Raw genomic sequence first — 15864 nt, 5'->3', positions numbered from 1 at the left:
CCGAAGGGATCACCATGACCGAGAAGACCTCCCCGACCTCCGCGAACATCTCAGCTGCTCCGCAGGACTCACCGCGGATCGCGTCCGGCCAGCCCGCCATCGCCGGTGGCGAGGTGCGGCAGGCCGTCATCATCGGTGGAAACCGCACCCCGTTCGCGCGGTCCCATGGCGCCTATGCCCAGGCGACCAACAAGGACCTGCTGACCTCCGCCCTGAACGGCCTCATTGCCCGGTTCGGGCTGCAGGGGGAGCGGATCGGGGAGGTCGCGGCCGGCGCGGTCATCAAGCACAGCAAGGACTTCAACCTGACCCGGGAATCCGTCCTCGGCACCTCGCTGGACCCGGCCACCCCGGCCCACGAGGTCCAGATCGCCTGCGCCACGGGCATGGAGGCCATCGGGGGACTCGCCAACAAGATCCGATTGGGGCAACTCGACTCCGCCATCGGCGGTGGCGTGGACAGCATCTCCGACGCCCCCATCGTCTTCAACGACGCCGCGCGCGCCGTGCTGATGGAGCTCAACCGCGCCCGCACCACGCAGGACCGGATCAAGGCCGTCCTGAAGTTCCGTCCCGGCCACCTGGCACCGGAGGCCCCGGGCACCGAGGAGCCCCGCACGGGGCTGTCCATGGGGGAACACCAGGCCCGGACCACACACCAGTGGGGGATCACCCGGCAGGCTCAGGACGAGCTGGCCCTGGCCAGCCACCACCACCTCGCGGCCGCCTATGACCGTGGGTTCTTCGACGATCTCGTGACGCCCTTCGGCACGCTGACCCGGGACAACAACCTGCGTGCGGACACCACGCTCGAGAAGCTCGGCAAGCTCAAGCCCGCCTTCGGCCGCGACCTCGGGGACGAGGCCACCATGACCGCCGGAAACTCCACCCCGCTGACGGACGGGGCCTCGACGGTCCTCCTCGGTTCCGAGGAATGGGCCGCCGAGAGGGGCCTGCCCGTGCTCGCCGACTTCGTGGACTTCGAGACCGGCGCTGTGGACTTCGTGGACGGCAAGGAGGGCCTGCTCATGGCGCCGGCCTACGCCCTGTCCCGGCTCCTGCAGCGCCAGGGACTGTCCTTGCAGGACTTCGACTACTACGAGATCCATGAGGCCTTCGCCGGAACAGTCCTGTCCACCCTGAAGGCCTGGGAGGATGAGGACTTCTGCCGAGACCAGCTGGGTTTGGACGCGCCACTGGGTGCCATCGACCGGTCCAAACTCAATGTCAACGGCTCCTCGCTGGCAGCCGGTCACCCGTTCGCCGCCACCGGCGGGCGGATCACCGCCACCCTTGCCACGATGCTCCACGAGAAGGGGCCGGGTTCCCTCGGCCTGATCTCGGTCTGCGCAGCCGGCGGCCAGGGCATCGTCGCGATCGTCCGGGGGCGCTGAACACATGGCCAAGGCACCGCAGACCGATACCTACACCGCCCTCGTCAACCAGCCGCTCGGCCAGAAGCTCGCCGGGGCCCTCGGGCTGCCCCGGCCGGCGGTCCTCCGTCGCTATGAGCCCGGCCAGACCCTCGTGGAGGGCTCCGTGCTCGTCCTCGGCGGCGGCCATGCCGCCGACGAGGCCGCAGCCGTCCTGCTGGACTGGGGACTGGACGTCCGCCGGCAGTCGGCTCCGGCCGACCGCTACGGCGCCGTCATCGCCTGTTATGACGACGCCGGCACGCCGGCCGACCTGTCCGCCACCACCCTGCAGCTCGGGGCCGTGCAGCGGAAATTGGGCCCGTCCGCCCGCGTGATCACCATCTACCGTGATCCGCTCGGTTCGGACCGGCCCGCCGTGCGGGCGGCCCGCCGGGGCGTCGAAGGCCTGACCCGTTCGCTCGCCCACGAGATGCGCCGCGGGGCCACCGCCAACGGGATCGTGCTGGGCGAGCACACGGCGCTGTCCGCCCCGGGGGCCACGGGGGCCCTGCGCTTCCTGCTCTCGGCCAAGAGTGCCTTCGTCTCCGGCCAGTTCATCCCCGTCTCCTCCGAAGCCGGTGCCCTGCCCCGGGACTGGGAGAAGCCCCTGGCGGGCAAGGTGGCCGTGGTGACCGGTGCCGCCCGCGGCATCGGTGCCGCGATCGCCGCGACCCTGCACCGTGATGGGGCGACCATCGTGGGGGTCGACGTGCCGGCCGCAGGGGAGGCCCTGGCCGGCGTCGTGAACTCGCTCGCCGGCACCGCACTGCAACTGGACATCACCGCGGCGGATGCCGGGGAACGGATCCTCGCGCACTGCGCTGAGCGCCATGGGCGGCTGGACATCGTGGTGCACAACGCCGGGATCACCCGGGACAAGAAGCTCGCCAACATGGACGCTGCCCGGTGGGATTCCGTGCTCGCGGTGAACATCGAGTCCCAGCTGGCGATGAACCAGGTCTTCCTGGCAGCGACCGGCCAGGGTGTCGTGGCGGACGAGCTGCGGATCTCCTCTCTCGCCTCGACGTCCGGGATCGCGGGCAACGCCGGCCAGACGAACTACGCCGCGTCCAAGGCGGGCGTCATGGGAATGGTCTCCGCCACGGCGGAGCTGATGGGCCCTGCCGGGACGGCCGGCGGAGGCAGCATCAACGCGGTGGCCCCCGGCTTCATCGAGACCGAGATGACCGCCCGGATGCCGATGGCCACCCGTGAGGTCGCGCGCCGGTTGAACTCCCTCCAACAGGGGGGCCGGCCCGTCGACGTGGCGGAGGCCATCGCCTACCTGGTCTCCGATGCGGCCGGGGGGACGTCCGGCGCCACGCTGCGTGTCTGCGGCCAGGGCATGATGGGGGCCTGAGATGGAACGAGAGACCATGACCCCCCTGAGCTCGAGCTACCGGGCTGCCCTGTCCACGGCAGCCAAGGACGCGCTGGTCAGACGGCGCCGCCCACAGCAGCTGCCGGGACGGACCGTGGTGGTCCACGACCACGAGATCGGCGCCGAGCTCGCCGCCCGGTACGCCCGGATGTTCCACCGGAACGGTCCGGTGCTGGATCCAGCCGACCTGCCCTCGGTGCTCGTGCACGTCGCCTCGTTCCCGGCGGCCATGGAACTCATGGCCGATCCGGATTTCCCGCTGCCGCTGCTCGGCATGGTCCACCTCCACAACCGCGTGGTCCACCATGCCCCGGTGCCGGCCTGCACCCCGGTGGAGGTGGCCGCCTCCGCCACCCGCCTGAGCCCCCATCCGTCTGGGACCACCGTGGACCTGGTCGTCACCGTCCACGGGCCGGCACGCGTTGACCGCCCCGCCGACGGCACCGTCAGCAACCCGGGCGACGGGACCGGGGAACTGGAGCTGTTGTGGGAGGGCACGTCCACGTACCTGGCCGCCGGAGTCCATCTGCCGGCCCACGAGCGCCCGGCCAAGGCCGTCCACCCTCCGTTCACTGCTCCTCAGTTGACCGCACAGTGGCGCCTTCCCGCGTCCACCGGCCGGGAGTATGCCGCCGTGTCCGGGGATTTCAATCCGATCCACCTGAATCCGGTGACCGCCAAGCTCCTGGGACAGAAGGGCATGATCGCCCACGGGATGTACCTGGCCGGGCGGATGCTCGCGGGCCGGGAACCGGCGGGTGCCGGCCACGAGTGGGAGATCTCCTTCGCCACCCCGGTGCTGTTGCCCGGGACGGTGTCGGTAAGCGTCGTCCACGCGGGTCGCCGCAACGCTGACGAAACGACCGAGGTCACGGCGTGGAACGGCCGCACCGGAAGGCCGCACTTCACCGGCTCCATCACGATCCCGGGCTCGCGTCCGGGACAGAGATCGGGGCCGGGGCAGGCGTAGAGGACAGGAGCGCGGCCCTACCGTTCGGCGGAGAGCACCTCGTACGCCTCTGACATCTGGGCCGCCATCGCTTCCCAGCCGAAGGTCCGGGCCCGGCGTGCCGCCGCCTGGCCCATCCTCCGCCACGCGGGCAGGTCTGCCACGATGCGCTCCAGCTCCTGTGCCCAGGTCTCCGGGTCCAGGCCGTCCACCAGCCGGCCGGTCTCACCGTCCGCCACGGCGTAGGCGAGCCCGCCCACCCGGTGCGCCAGCACCGGGGTCCCGCAGGCCTGGGCCTCGAGGGCGACCAGGCCGAAGGACTCCGAGAAGCTCGGCACGACCACCACGTCCGCAGCCCGGTAGACCTCAGCCAACTCCTGCGCGGACACGGGACCGGAGTCCGTGCACTGGCCCCCCAATCCGGCGGCAGAGACCAGGGCGGGGAGGTCGAGCTCATCCGCGCCCGAGTGGGCACCGGTCAGGTGGAGCTGAACCGGCGGAACACCGGAGGCCCGCCGGTTCACCAGGCCTGCGGCCCGAATGGCCACCTGCGGTCCCTTGTGCCCCTGGATACGCCCGGCGAACAGGACCTTGAGCCCTGCTGAACGGCCGGGCCAGTGGGCGCCGCCGTCGGGATGGAAGACGGACGTGTCGACGCCCGGCGGGACCACCCTGATCCGGGCTGGATCGGCTCCGTAGTGGCCCCTCAGCTCGTCCCGCTCGGCCGGGGTGTTGGCCACCAGCAGATCGGCCGCCGCGGCGATCTGCTGCTCGGCGGTCTCCCGTTCCTCCGACTCGCTGGACCGCGCATCCCGGGCGTTCTTGACGGCCGCCATGGTGTGCATGGTATGCACGATCGGGGCGTTCAAGTCTGCTGCCACTGTCAATCCGGCCAGGCCGGAGAGCCAGTAGTGGGAATGCACCACCCAGCGGCAGTCGTCCCCGTGGCATCCGCCCGCGGCAGTCAGGGCACCGGGGGCCGCGGCGGCGAAGTCATCCACCCACCGCGGCAACTCCTCCTTGGGGACGTCTGTGGCCGGGCCGGCGGGGACCGGGACCACCCGGGCCCGGACCGCTCCCGGAACGCCGGGCACCGGCAGGTCCTCGACGCGCTGGCCGGTCCGGTCGCGGCGCGTCAGGACCCAGACCGGATGTCCAGCCGCGGCCAGGGTGATGGCCAGCTGGCGGACGTAGACGTTCATGCCACCGGCATCACCCTGGCCCGGCTGTGCCAACGGTGAGGTGTGCAGGGACACCATCACCACGCCGAACGGCCGCATCACGGTGAGGGAATCCCGTGGTCGGACTGCCGGTCCGAGGTCGCGCGGAAGTTCAGCTCGTGGTGCACCGCGTCCAGCAGTCGGGCGAAACCGGGGACGGAGTCCAGGTCGTCGATGAGCACGGCCCGCCCGGCTGCGTCCGCGAGAGGGATCTCCCAGTTCGGGTATTCGTGCTGCTGGGTGCCCGGCTGATTCTGGATGCGCCGTTCGCCCAGGGCGTCCACCAGCGCGACGCCGTGCAGCAGGGAGGGCGCCTGGGCCAGGTACCGGTGCAGGGCCACCACGATGTCAGCCACCACGGCCGGATCGGCCGGGTCAGCCGAGCCAGCCGAGCCAGTCGAGGTGAGGGGTGCGGCGGCATCGGCGGACAGAAATCCCGCCTCCACGACGGCCTGGAGGAACGCCCGGCGCTCGGCACCGGCCCGGCCCCGCTCGGCGTGGGGATCGCCGGCCACCAGATCGAGGCGTTCGCGCAGGTCCAGGTGCGTGCCGGCCAGGTACCCGGCGGTCGGGGGCAGGTCATGGGTGTTGACGGAGGACAGGCACTGGACCCGGTAGTCCTGGGGCGGCCGGGGCCGGCCGTCCTCCTGCTCGAACCACAGGATCGAGGTGCCCAGCAACCCGCGGTGCGCCAGGTAGTCCTGGACCCACGGTTCGAAGGTGCCCAGGTCCTCGCCCACGACGACGGCCCCCGCGCGTTCCGCCTCGAGGACCAGGATGCCGATCATCGCCTCGTGATCATAGGTGACGTACGCACCCTCGGTGGGGGGCTGGCCCACCGGGATCCACCACAGCCGGAACAGCCCCAGGATGTGGTCAACCCGGATGCCGCCCGCGTGGCGCAACACCGAGCGGAGCATGTCGCGGTACGCGCGGTAACCGGTCTCGGCCAGCCGTTCGGGGTGCCACGGTGACTGGGACCAGTCCTGACCGCGCTGGTTGTACATGTCCGGTGGGGCGCCGACGGACATGGACGCGACGAGTTGGTCCTGCAGCATCCAGGCGTCCGCGTTGTTGCGGTCCGCCCCGACGGCCAGGTCCTGCATCAGTCCCAATCGCATGCCCGACTCCCGGGCCGCCCGCTGCGCCGTGGCCAACTGCGTGTCACACAACCACTGCATCCAGCGGTGGAAGTCGACGTCCTCGACCAGCTCCTGGCGATACCGCTCGGCCAGCCGACCCCCCGGCGTGAACTCGAGGTCCTGCCAGACCGGATCGGTGGCGTCGAAGACACTGCGCAGGGCACACCACAGCGCGAAGTCCTCCAGACCCTGGCCCTCCTGCTCCCGGTAGGCGCGGTAGGCGCGCGCCCGTTCCGGCGGGGGAGTGACCTGATGGAGCCGGCGCAGGGCCGTCAGCTTGGCGGCGGTGGTGGCATTGCGGTCCAGGGAGTCGGCGGTCGCGTTGTCCGCCTGGCGGGCGGCAGCCAGGCCGTCCACCTCTCGGCGATCACGAGGGTCAAGAGCGGCGTACTCGGCGAGGTCCTCGATTCGCAGGTACATCGGGTTGGTGAACCGGCGGGTCGAGGGGGAGTACGGCGAGGAGACCACCGGCGGTTCCGGCACGGTGGCATGCAGGGGGTTGGACAGGACGTAGTCGCCACCGTGCGCGGCCGTCTGGACCGCCAGTGCAGTCAGGTCCCCGAAGTCGCCCAGGCCCCAGGAGGACGAGGACCGGGCCGAGTACAGCTGGACGGACAGCCCCCAGCCGCGCTGATGGTAGTAGGGGTCTGCGGTCGTCAGGCGTTCCGGCGTCACGACGAGGGTGGCCTCGACCGCATTGCCGTTTTCCACCCTGGCATCCAACCGGTGCCATCCCACGGGCAGGTCCCGGGGGAGGCGGAAGGTGGCCTGCCCGATCAGCTCGCCGTCGATGACCTGGGGTTCTGTGAAGTCTTCGAGTTGTTCGAGGGGACGGGTCTCTCCGGTCTCCAGCAACGCCTCGACCGTGACGGCGTTACCGTGGGGGACGTGGACCTGGACGGAGGATCCCGATCCCGCATGGGAGACCGTGGTGTGCGGCAGCATGCGGCGCCACGGGGCCAGCCGCCGTCGCTCCAGCGCCGCCTCGAGCCCGGCTGTGCCGTCCGGTTCGACGGCGCAGCCCAGGGCCGCCAGCACCCTGGTCAGCGTGAGGTCGGTGACCGGGTGTTCGTGTCCGTCGTGACCCCGGTAGGAGGTCTGGATGCCATAGGCGTGGGCCAGCCGCTGGAGCAGGTCGCGGGCTTCGGTCATGGCTGGTGGGCCTCTTTCACGTGCGGGTGCGGCCGGGCCACCGGATCCGGTGTCCCGGTCCGATTATGGCAGGCCGCCGCCAGGGCCGGCTCAGCCGCAGGCCAGGGCCGGAGGCAGACAGGCCAGCTGGCGCCCGGACAGTCCCGTCCGGATGCGCCGGGCCTGGTCCGGGGTGTAGTCAGGGGCCGCCTCCGTCTTCATCGGTGTGCGCGAGGACCACGTGAAGGTCACCGAGAAACGGTCCCGGGCGATCGGCGGCGTGGCCCGGTGGAGCAGACGGCAGTTGTCTGCCACCACGGCCGTCCACTTCGGCCCGGTCGCCGCAGTCACGGCGCCCGCGGGGACCATGTCCGCCACCCGGGCATCGTCCACGAATCCAGCCACGTAGTGCAGCCTCTCCACGGCGTACAGCGTCTCGGCCAGCGGGATGTAGGCGTACGGCCCGCCCTGGTCGTCGACGTCGTTGAGCCACACCAGGATCTTCACGGTGCGCCGGTCCTCGGCGTCACGGTGCCATCGGCGCACCCCCACCATCTGGTTGTTGCCGACCTCGCGGCGCACGTCCGCCCCGTAGTAGCGGGCCGGCACGCCCAGGTAGTTCTCGACGATGTCCAGCATGCGGTCCTGCAGGCCCCACTGCCAGATGGTCAGGTCCGCCAACAGGTCCTCCGTGGAGGGACGCAGCGTACTGGCACCGCCCGTGGGCAGGTCCGCCAAGGGGGCCATAAGGCGGTCCAGGGCCGGCTTGAGCGCGTCCGTGGTGGGGATCGCGAGATCGTCCAGGGGCCCGATGCGGACACCCTGCCGCTGCAGGGTGGAGACCAGCCCGGCCTGGGCCAGGTCGAGCGGCGGCAGATGCGGCGCCCACTTGCGGCGGCGCTCCTCGTGCATGCCGTCGGCGGCCCAGCGGACCGGCGTGACATTGGTCAGGATCTCTCGCTTGAGGCGATTCGCGAACCGTCCCAAGGGGCCCGCCACTGTCTCGGATGTGATCATGGGACTGAGATTACAAGCGCGGATCGGCGGTGACGACGGCCGTGGTGGCCGACGAGTAGTGGTGGGGTACCAGAGCGTCCGGTGATGTCCCCTATCACGTAGGGACAGCAGGTGCCCAGGCCCTTGGGCCTGGAAATACCTCAGAAGACCGTCAGAGCCGGTCGAAGGGCGCCGCGTACCGAAAGCGGCCGGTGTGATCGTCGAATGCGGTGAGGGTTCTGACCTGGAAGTAGTCGCCCCACGAAGGATCCGGCCCGATCACTCCGGTCGACGCCGCCGGGACGAAACCGAAACGGGAGTAGTAGGCGGGTTCGCCCAGCAGTCCCACCAGGGCCTCGCCTCTCGCCTCGGCCGCACCGAGGACCGCATGCATCAAGGCCGAACCGATGCCGGAACCCTGCCGGTCGGGATGAACACTCAGCGGCCCGAGGCCGAGCACGGGCAGCTCACCCACAGAGGCACGGGTCGCGACGACATGGCCCACCACCAGACCATCTTCGACGGCGACGAGCGACAGACCGGGGATCCACCCGACGTCTTCGCGCAGCCAACCGACCAGTACGGCCTCGCCCGGGTCTCCGCCGGGCTCCGCGGACGGCGCATGTCGATCGGCGCCACGGAAGGCAGCAGCCGTGACGGAGCGGATCGCCTCACGGTCCTCGGCGCGCTCCGTTCGAATGTTCACCATGGACGCCTCCTTGAGTTCGACCTGAGTCCGATCTGGGTTCGTCGCCGAGGTCCTGAAGAACGACAGGACTCCTCTGCGGACTCTGCGGACGCGTGGTCGGGGGCATGTTCCCAGAAACACGTCCCACGATGACAAAAACGGGGCTGGTTGTCACCAGCCCCGTTCCTGTTCGCCCTGAGGTGGGCGTTCGATGTGCGCGGAGGGGGACTTGAACCCCCACGCCCTTGCGGGCACAGCGACCTCAACGCTGCGCGTCTGCCAATTCCGCCACCCGCGCGCACAATCCGGTTCGCACCGGATTCCGCTGCCTCGAAAGGCAGCGCTGACCATCCTAACACCCTTTTCGCATGCCTCCGTACACGGTCCGGACACGGGCCGACCCACCTCGCTAGGGTGGCACCATGAGCGCCACCTCCAGCCACGACTTCACGGACGACGTCGTCCGCATCTGCCGAGACCTGATCCGGATCGACACCTCGAACTACGGCGGCAACGATTCCCGGGGTGAACGCGAGGCCGCCGAGTACTGTGCGGCCCTGATGCGGGACGCGGGAATGGAGCCGACGGTCTACGAGTCGTCCCCCGGCCGGGCCAGCGTGGTGGGTCGCGTCGCAGGGTGGGACACCCAGGCTCCCGCCCTGATCCTGCACGGCCACCTCGACGTGGTCCCCGCGGACGCCAGCGAGTGGACGGTGGACCCGTTCTCGGCCGAGCTGAGGGACGGGATGATCTGGGGTCGGGGGGCCGTGGACATGAAGGGCATGGATGCCATGATCCTCGCTGTCCTGGGCCATCTGCACCGCACCGGACAGCAGCCGCGCCGGGACCTCATCGTCGCCTTCTTCGCGGACGAGGAGGCCGGCGGCGTCTACGGTGCCCGCTGGATGGTGGACCACCATCCCGAGGTCTTCGCCGGGGCGACGGAGGCCATCAGCGAGGTCGGCGGTTTCTCCACGGACATCCGCGGGCAACGCGCCTACCTGCTGCAGACCGCCGAGAAGGGCCTGGCCTGGCTCAACCTGACCGCCACGGGAGCACCGGGCCACGGATCGTCCGTGCATCCCGACAATGCCGTGACCCGGCTGTCCGGGGCCATCGAACGGATCGGCAACCACGCCTGGCCCCTGGACTACACGAAGACCACGCGCGCCCTGCTGGAGCAGGTCGCCGAGATCTGCGGGGTGGATTTCGACGAGGCGGATCCCACACCCCAGCTCGAAGCCCTCGGCACGGCGTCCCGGTTCGTGGGCTCCACGCTGCGCAACAGCACCAACCCCACGGGGCTGACCGCCGGCTACAAGCACAACGTGATCCCGGGGAAGGCGCAGGCCACCGTGGACGTCCGTTTCCTGCCGGGGCAGGAGGAGGAGGTCATGACCACCCTGCGTGAACTCGCCGGCGAGGGGGTGGACTTCAGTCATGAGCATCGGGACATCTCCCTGGAGGTCCCCTTCTCCGGCGACCTCGTGGACCTCATGGTCGACTCCATCCAGGCCGAGGATCCCGGCGCCCCGGTACTGCCGTTCATGATGTCCGGCGGCACGGACAACAAATCCCTGTCCCGGCTCGGGATCGCGGGCTACGGCTTCGCCCCCCTGCAGCTCCCCGCCGACCTCGACTTCACCGGCCTGTTCCACGGCATCGACGAGCGCGTCCCCGTCGAGGCCCTCGACTTCGGCTGCCGCGTGCTGCACCGGATGCTCGAACCCCGCTGAGACGCCGCTGAGACCCGGCCGACACCCCGCCATGGCGGAACCGTCACCACCGAGCCGACCGGCCGCCCGAACCCCAGGAGGATCCCCTCATGCCCACCCCGCAGAATCCCCAGCTGGCCGCCGTCGGGACCATCCTGACGGACGACCTCCTCGCCGGGATCCGCGACCGCGCCCCCGGTTTCGACGAGGCGAACGCCTTCCCGCAGCAGGACCTGGAGGTCCTGCGGGAGGCGGGCTACCTCGGGGCCCTGGCCCCCACGGCGGCGGGCGGACTGGGCTGGGACATCTCGACCGTCGTCGCCGCCCAGAGGGTGCTGGCCATGCATGCACCAGCGACCGCGCTGGCCGTGAACATGCACCAGATCTGGAACGCCGTGGCCTTCATCCTGGGACGCCAGGGAGATGACTCCCTCGACTTCATCCACCGCGAGTCGGCAGCGGGGGAGGTCTTCGCCTTCGGCATCTCCGAGGCGGGCAACGACGCGGTCCTGTTCGACTCGGACACCGTGGCCGAGCCCCAGGGTGACGGCTCCTACCGGTTCATCGGGACCAAGATCTTCACCACCCTGTCCCCGGTGTGGACCCGGCTCGGAATCTTCGGCAAGACGCCCGACGGCGGCCAGCTGGTCTTCGGCTTCCTCGACCGGTCAGCGGACGGCTGGGAGGCCGACGCCTCCTCCTGGGACATGTTGGGCATGCGGGCCACCCACTCTCACACCACCCGGCTGCAGGGTGCCCTCGTCCCCGCCGACCGGATCGTGCGTTACATCCCCACCGGGCCGAACGCCGACCCGCTCACGTTCGGGATCTTCGCGTCCTTCCTGACACTGGTCGCGGCCGTCTACACGGGGGTGGGGGACCGGGCCGTGGAACTGGCCACGCAGAGCCTGGCCCGGAGGACGTCCAAGGTCTCCGGGCAGGCACTGTCCCAGGATCCGGTGCTGCGGTACAAGACCGGCGAGGCTGCCCTGCGGCAGCTGGCCGTGGACACCCAATTGCGGGCGGTCGCCGCGGACATCGACGCCGGTGCAGACCTGGGTGCCGAGTGGTTCCCGCGACTGGTGGCGAACAAGACCACGGCCGTCCGCACGGCCAAGGCCCAGGCGGACTTCGCACTCGAGGCCTCCGGGGGCGCCTCCTACCACCGTGGCAACGAGCTGTCCCGCATCTACCGCGATGTCATGGCCGGGGTGTTCCACCCCTCGGATGACGAGTCGGCGCACCAGACCCTGGCGAACCACCTGCTGGGGCCGGTCCAGGGTCCGGAGGCCTAGGCTCAGGCCCGCACGGCCAGGGTCGAGCGGACGCGGATGATCCGGCGGCGCAGCCAGTAGCGCCGGGCACCGCCGCGATAGAGGACCGTGCGCTGCAATTCCCACTTGCCGTACTCCGCATGCTCCACCACCCGACGCCGGGCCTCGGCCACCGAGTCCCGTGGGGCGACGGTCATCACCAGGTACTCCCAGTGGTCCCGCTGCTCCAGCGACTCCAGGCCGCTGGTGATCTCCTGTTCGCGCATCCTTCTCCTTGGGGAACTGGCGGGACGACGGACCCGGTCTCCGTGGATCGTGGCCGGTCCTCGACCAGTATCCGGCACGAGCGGGCCCGCTTCCGTGAAACCCTATGCCAGGCCGGGAAAAAACGGCTACCGTGGTGCCATGAGCATCGACCCGCGCGTGGCCCTGGAGGCCCTGGTTTCCGCATTCGAAGAACATCTGGCGGCCGCCACCGGCAAGCGTGACGATGACGATCCCGCTGTCGAGTCGGCCTTCTTCAACGTGGCCGACTCCTTCGAGGCCTACGAGGACGCCCTGTATGCCGCCACCGGTGAGTTCACCCCGCTGGACGTCTACGACGACGAGGACGACGACGAGGACGATCAGGACTCCGGCAGCTGACCGGTCTGCCGGCCGGACGACGAGCACACCCGCGAGCGGGTCTAGGAGCGGATCTACGACCACGGGATGATCTTCGTCGCGATCTTCCGGCGCGGGTGCGTCGCGGGGACGGGGTCCTCGAGCCTGTGACGTAGGGTTCTCTGATGTGAACTGGTTAGAAGCGATCATCCTGGGCCTGGTCCAGGGCTTGACGGAATTCCTTCCCATCTCGTCCTCGGCGCACCTGCGCATCGTCGGCGAATTCCTGCCCGGAGCCTCCGATCCGGGGGCGGCGTTCACCGCCATCACCCAGATCGGCACGGAGCTCGCGGTCCTGATCTTCTTCTGGAAGGACATCGTCCGGATCATCTCGCGCTGGTTCGGCTCCCTGTTCGGCAAGGTGGAACGCAACGACCCGGACGCCCGCATGGGCTGGCTGATCATCATCGGCTCCATCCCCATCGGCGTGGCCGGGCTGCTCTTCGAGGACTACATCGACACCTCGTTCCGGTCACTGTGGATCATCGCCACGACGCTGATCGTCTTCGGCCTGCTGCTGGCGGTCGCCGACTCACTCGGGCGGCAGACCAAGCCCCTGGAGAAGCTCACGCTCAAGGACGGCATCCTGTTCGGCCTGGCCCAGATGATGGCCCTGATCCCCGGTGTCTCCCGTTCCGGCGGCACCATCACGATGGGCCTCGCCCTGGGCTTCACCCGCGAGGCCGCCGCCCGGTACGCCTTCCTGCTGGCCGTTCCGGCCGTCTTCGCGTCCGGCTTCTACAAGCTGTTCCAGGCCCTGGGGGAGCCCGGCGCCTCTGCCGCCTATGGCATGGGCGAGACCCTGGTCGCCACCCTCGTCGCCTTCGCGGTCGGCTATGTCGTCATCGGCTGGCTCATGAAGTTCATCTCAACCCACTCGTTCAGGCCCTTCGTCTGGTACCGCATCGGACTCGGCCTGCTCCTCTACATCCTGCTCGGCTTCGGAGTGATCAACGCCTGATGGAATCCTGGAACACCCCCCTCCCGGCTCGCCTGCCCGTCCAACCGGACCGGCTCAAGATCCATGACACCTCCTCCCAGGCGGAACGCCATCCGGGCAACCTGGCCGAGGCGTCCCTGTACGTCTGCGGGATCACGCCCTACGACGCGACCCACCTCGGCCACGCGAACACGTACGTGACCTTCGACCTGCTCAACCGCTACTGGCGCGCCTGTGGCCTGCCGGTCACCTACGTGCAGAACGTCACCGACGTGGACGATCCGCTGCTGGAACGGGCCACCGCCACCGGTGTGGACTGGCGGGACCTGGCGGCAGACCAGACCGAGTTGTTCCGCTCGGACATGGAGGCCCTCAACGTCCTGGCGCCGGACCACTACGTCGGCGCCACCGAGACCGTGGACTGGGTGGTCCAGTCCGTCGAGGCCCTCGTGGACAACGGGACCGCCTACTCCGTGCCAGGTGTGGACGGAGGGCCCGACGGCGACGTCTACTTCTCGATCGACGCCGCCGAGGAGGCCACGGACTGGACCCTCGGCAGCATCGGCCGGCTCGGCTCCGAGGAGATGTCCACGGTCTTCCCGGACCGCGGCGGTGACCCGGAGCGCCCGGGCAAACAGCACCCGCTGGATCCATTGCTGTGGCGGGTGGCCCGCCCCGGCGAACCGACCTGGGACGGCCGCTCCCTGGGCGCCGGCCGGCCGGGCTGGCACATCGAGTGCTCCGCCATTGCCCGGCGGCTTCTGCCGGCCCCCTTCACCGTGCAGGGCGGGGGCTCGGACCTGCGCTTCCCGCACCACGAGTTCAGTGCGGCCCACGCCACCGCCGCGGACGGGAAACCCCTGGCCGGTACCTTCGTCCATGCCGGGATGGTCGGCTACGAGGGCGAGAAGATGTCCAAGTCCCTGGGCAACCTCGTCCTGGTCTCCCGGCTGCGCCAGCAGGGCGTGGAGGCGGTGGCCATCCGCGCGGCGCTGCTCTCCCACCACTACCGTGCCGATTGGGAGTGGACCCCAGAGCTGTTGCGGCAGTCGATGGACCGGGTTGCCCGGTGGCGCCAGGCCCTCGGCCTCGAGACGGCCGAGGATGGTACCGCCGTGCTGGCCGCTGCCCACCGCGCGCTGTCCCACGACCTGGATGCCCCGGCCGCACTGACCGAGCTGGACCGCTGGGCGGACCAGGCCCTGGCCCGGGATGCCGTGGACCCGGACGACGCGGCGCACTCCTCGGACCACTCGGCACCGGACGTCCGGACGGTGGCCAGCGGCCTCCTCGGCCTGATGCTCTGAGCCGACGTGGTGCCCTGACGGGATCCGCCGGTGACAGGTCCGGGTCCGGCTAGTCCCGACCGCGCCGGCGCAGGTACCGCTCGAACTCCTGGGCGATGGCCTCACCAGAGGCCTCGGGCAGTTCCTCGGTGTCCCTCGCGCGTTCCAGCTGTTCCACGTAGGCGGCCACGTCTGGGTCCTCTCCGGCGAGTTCGTTCACGCCGCGCTCCCAGGCCTCGGCGTCCTCGACCAGCGGCGTGAGGTCCAGGCCCACCTGGACGAGGTCCTCGATCCGGCGCAGCAGAGCCAGTTCCGCCTTGGGGGAGGGAGCCTGGGAGACATAGTGGGGGACCGTGGCCCACACGGACACCGTCGGCAGACCCGCCCGTGCGGCCGTGTCCGTCACCACTCCCACGATCCCGGTCGGGCCCTCGTACGTCGGCCGTTGGGCGCTCAGGGCCTCCCGGAGCTCGGGATCGGCGCTGGTGGGCCTGGCCGGCAGTGGCCGGGTGTGCGGGACGTCGGCCAGCAGCGCCCCCAGCATGATCACGGCGTCCACGTTCTGTTCGGCGGCATGCGTCAGCAGTTCGGCCGTGAAGGCCTGCCATCGGTAACTGGGTTCGGCCCCGGACACCAGGATGACGTCGAGGCCCTCCACGTCGGTCGCCCGGAACATGCGCGTCTGCGGCCAGGACAACGTGCCGAGCCCGTCGGCGTCGCGCACCACCGTGGGACGGGTGAACTGGTAGTCGTAGTAGTCGCCGTCCGTCAGGGAGCCGGCCGCGGCCGCACCCCACTGGCGGCGCAGCAGGTCGATCGCGCTGGTGGCCGCCTCGCCGGCGTCGTTCCAGCCCTCGAAGGCCGCGACCATGACCACTGGCCGGCGTCCGGAGACCATTCCGGCCAGATGGTCGCGCAGTCCCGGCTGCCGGGCTGGTGTTCCGTCCATCTCTGCCATGATGGCCACCCTAGACCCGTGTGAACGTGAGGTGCCAGACGTGTGCCGGACGTAGGCCTAACCAGAACCGGACCCGGCCTCTCCGGCTCGGCTCTCGTCAGGAGCG

14 protein-coding genes and 1 tRNA gene are annotated in these 15864 nt (G+C 70.3%); 8 read left to right on the top strand and 7 right to left on the bottom strand.

The features are described 5' to 3' along the window. Positions 1 to 14: 14 nt before the first annotated feature. The 3 genes from ACFFIO_RS08355 to ACFFIO_RS08345 are packed head-to-tail and all read left to right on the top strand — an operon-like array spanning position 15 to position 3766. Complete coding sequence (locus tag ACFFIO_RS08355) at positions 15 to 1394, top strand: acetyl-CoA C-acetyltransferase (protein WP_378041127.1); 1380 nt, start codon at positions 15 to 17, stop codon at positions 1392 to 1394. Between the two features lie 4 nt (positions 1395 to 1398). Then, complete coding sequence (locus ACFFIO_RS08350; protein WP_378041126.1) at positions 1399 to 2775, top strand: 3-oxoacyl-ACP reductase; 1377 nt, start codon at positions 1399 to 1401, stop codon at positions 2773 to 2775. Positions 2776 to 2791: 16 nt separating this feature from the next. Next, positions 2792 to 3766: a MaoC/PaaZ C-terminal domain-containing protein gene (locus tag ACFFIO_RS08345; RefSeq protein WP_378041125.1), complete on the top strand. Its 975-nt coding sequence runs from the start codon at positions 2792 to 2794 to the stop codon at positions 3764 to 3766. Positions 3767 to 3783: 17 nt separating this feature from the next. On the opposite strand, the gene ACFFIO_RS08340 is transcribed toward ACFFIO_RS08345, so the two are convergent. From ACFFIO_RS08340 to ACFFIO_RS08320, 5 genes are all read right to left on the bottom strand, one after another. Then, positions 3784 to 5025 (bottom strand): glycosyltransferase, encoded by a 1242-nt coding sequence (locus ACFFIO_RS08340; RefSeq protein ID WP_378041124.1) that lies wholly within the window; start codon positions 5023 to 5025, stop codon positions 3784 to 3786. Then, positions 5025 to 7259 carry a 4-alpha-glucanotransferase gene (gene malQ, locus ACFFIO_RS08335; protein WP_378041123.1) on the bottom strand — a complete coding sequence of 745 codons (2235 nt, stop codon included), beginning with the start codon at positions 7257 to 7259 and terminating at the stop codon, positions 5025 to 5027. The genes ACFFIO_RS08340 and malQ overlap by 1 nt, the downstream gene beginning before the upstream one ends. A 90-nt stretch (positions 7260 to 7349) precedes the next feature. Further along, entirely contained in the window at positions 7350 to 8255 is a 906-nt protein-coding gene (locus ACFFIO_RS08330; protein ID WP_378041122.1) for a phytanoyl-CoA dioxygenase family protein, read from the bottom strand. Between the two features lie 151 nt (positions 8256 to 8406). After that, on the bottom strand, positions 8407 to 8943 hold the full coding sequence (locus tag ACFFIO_RS08325) for a GNAT family N-acetyltransferase (protein ID WP_378041121.1): 537 nt from the start codon (positions 8941 to 8943) through the stop codon (positions 8407 to 8409). A gap of 193 nt (positions 8944 to 9136) precedes the next feature. Next, positions 9137 to 9220: transfer RNA gene (locus ACFFIO_RS08320), tRNA-Leu, on the bottom strand. 124 nt (positions 9221 to 9344) lie between these two features. Between ACFFIO_RS08320 and ACFFIO_RS08315 the strand changes: the two genes are divergently transcribed. Next, positions 9345 to 10658: a M20/M25/M40 family metallo-hydrolase gene (locus ACFFIO_RS08315; RefSeq protein ID WP_378041120.1), complete on the top strand. Its 1314-nt coding sequence runs from the start codon at positions 9345 to 9347 to the stop codon at positions 10656 to 10658. Positions 10659 to 10747: 89 nt separating this feature from the next. Beyond that, positions 10748 to 11932, top strand: a complete 1185-nt coding sequence (locus tag ACFFIO_RS08310) for an acyl-CoA dehydrogenase family protein (protein WP_378041119.1) — start codon at positions 10748 to 10750, stop codon at positions 11930 to 11932. 2 nt (positions 11933 to 11934) lie between these two features. Here ACFFIO_RS08310 and ACFFIO_RS08305 read toward each other — a convergent pair whose 3' ends face one another. Continuing rightward, positions 11935 to 12177, bottom strand: a complete 243-nt coding sequence (locus tag ACFFIO_RS08305; protein WP_159551030.1) for a DUF5703 family protein — start codon at positions 12175 to 12177, stop codon at positions 11935 to 11937. A 139-nt stretch (positions 12178 to 12316) separates the two neighbouring features. Between ACFFIO_RS08305 and ACFFIO_RS08300 the strand changes: the two genes are divergently transcribed. The 3 genes from ACFFIO_RS08300 to mshC all read left to right on the top strand — a co-directional run bounded on the left by ACFFIO_RS08300 (position 12317) and on the right by mshC (position 14821). Then, on the top strand, positions 12317 to 12556 hold the full coding sequence (locus ACFFIO_RS08300; protein ID WP_378041118.1) for a hypothetical protein: 240 nt from the start codon (positions 12317 to 12319) through the stop codon (positions 12554 to 12556). A gap of 145 nt (positions 12557 to 12701) precedes the next feature. Further along, positions 12702 to 13535 (top strand): undecaprenyl-diphosphate phosphatase, encoded by an 834-nt coding sequence (locus tag ACFFIO_RS08295; RefSeq protein WP_378041117.1) that lies wholly within the window; start codon positions 12702 to 12704, stop codon positions 13533 to 13535. Beyond that, positions 13535 to 14821 (top strand): cysteine--1-D-myo-inosityl 2-amino-2-deoxy-alpha-D-glucopyranoside ligase, encoded by a 1287-nt coding sequence (gene mshC / locus ACFFIO_RS08290; RefSeq protein ID WP_378041116.1) that lies wholly within the window; start codon positions 13535 to 13537, stop codon positions 14819 to 14821. The genes ACFFIO_RS08295 and mshC overlap by 1 nt, the downstream gene beginning before the upstream one ends. Before the next feature lie 49 nt (positions 14822 to 14870). Here the strand turns inward: mshC and ACFFIO_RS08285 are convergent, their stop codons facing one another. Then, entirely contained in the window at positions 14871 to 15758 is an 888-nt protein-coding gene (locus ACFFIO_RS08285) for a PAC2 family protein (RefSeq protein ID WP_378041115.1), read from the bottom strand. Positions 15759 to 15864: the final 106 nt, after the last annotated feature.

The sequence above is a fragment of the Citricoccus parietis genome (assembly GCF_042433045.1).
GTDB lineage: Bacteria > Actinomycetota > Actinomycetes > Actinomycetales > Micrococcaceae > Citricoccus > Citricoccus parietis.
The sequence above is the reverse complement of the archived record's forward strand: the minus strand, read 5'-3'. Positions and strand labels throughout refer to the sequence as shown.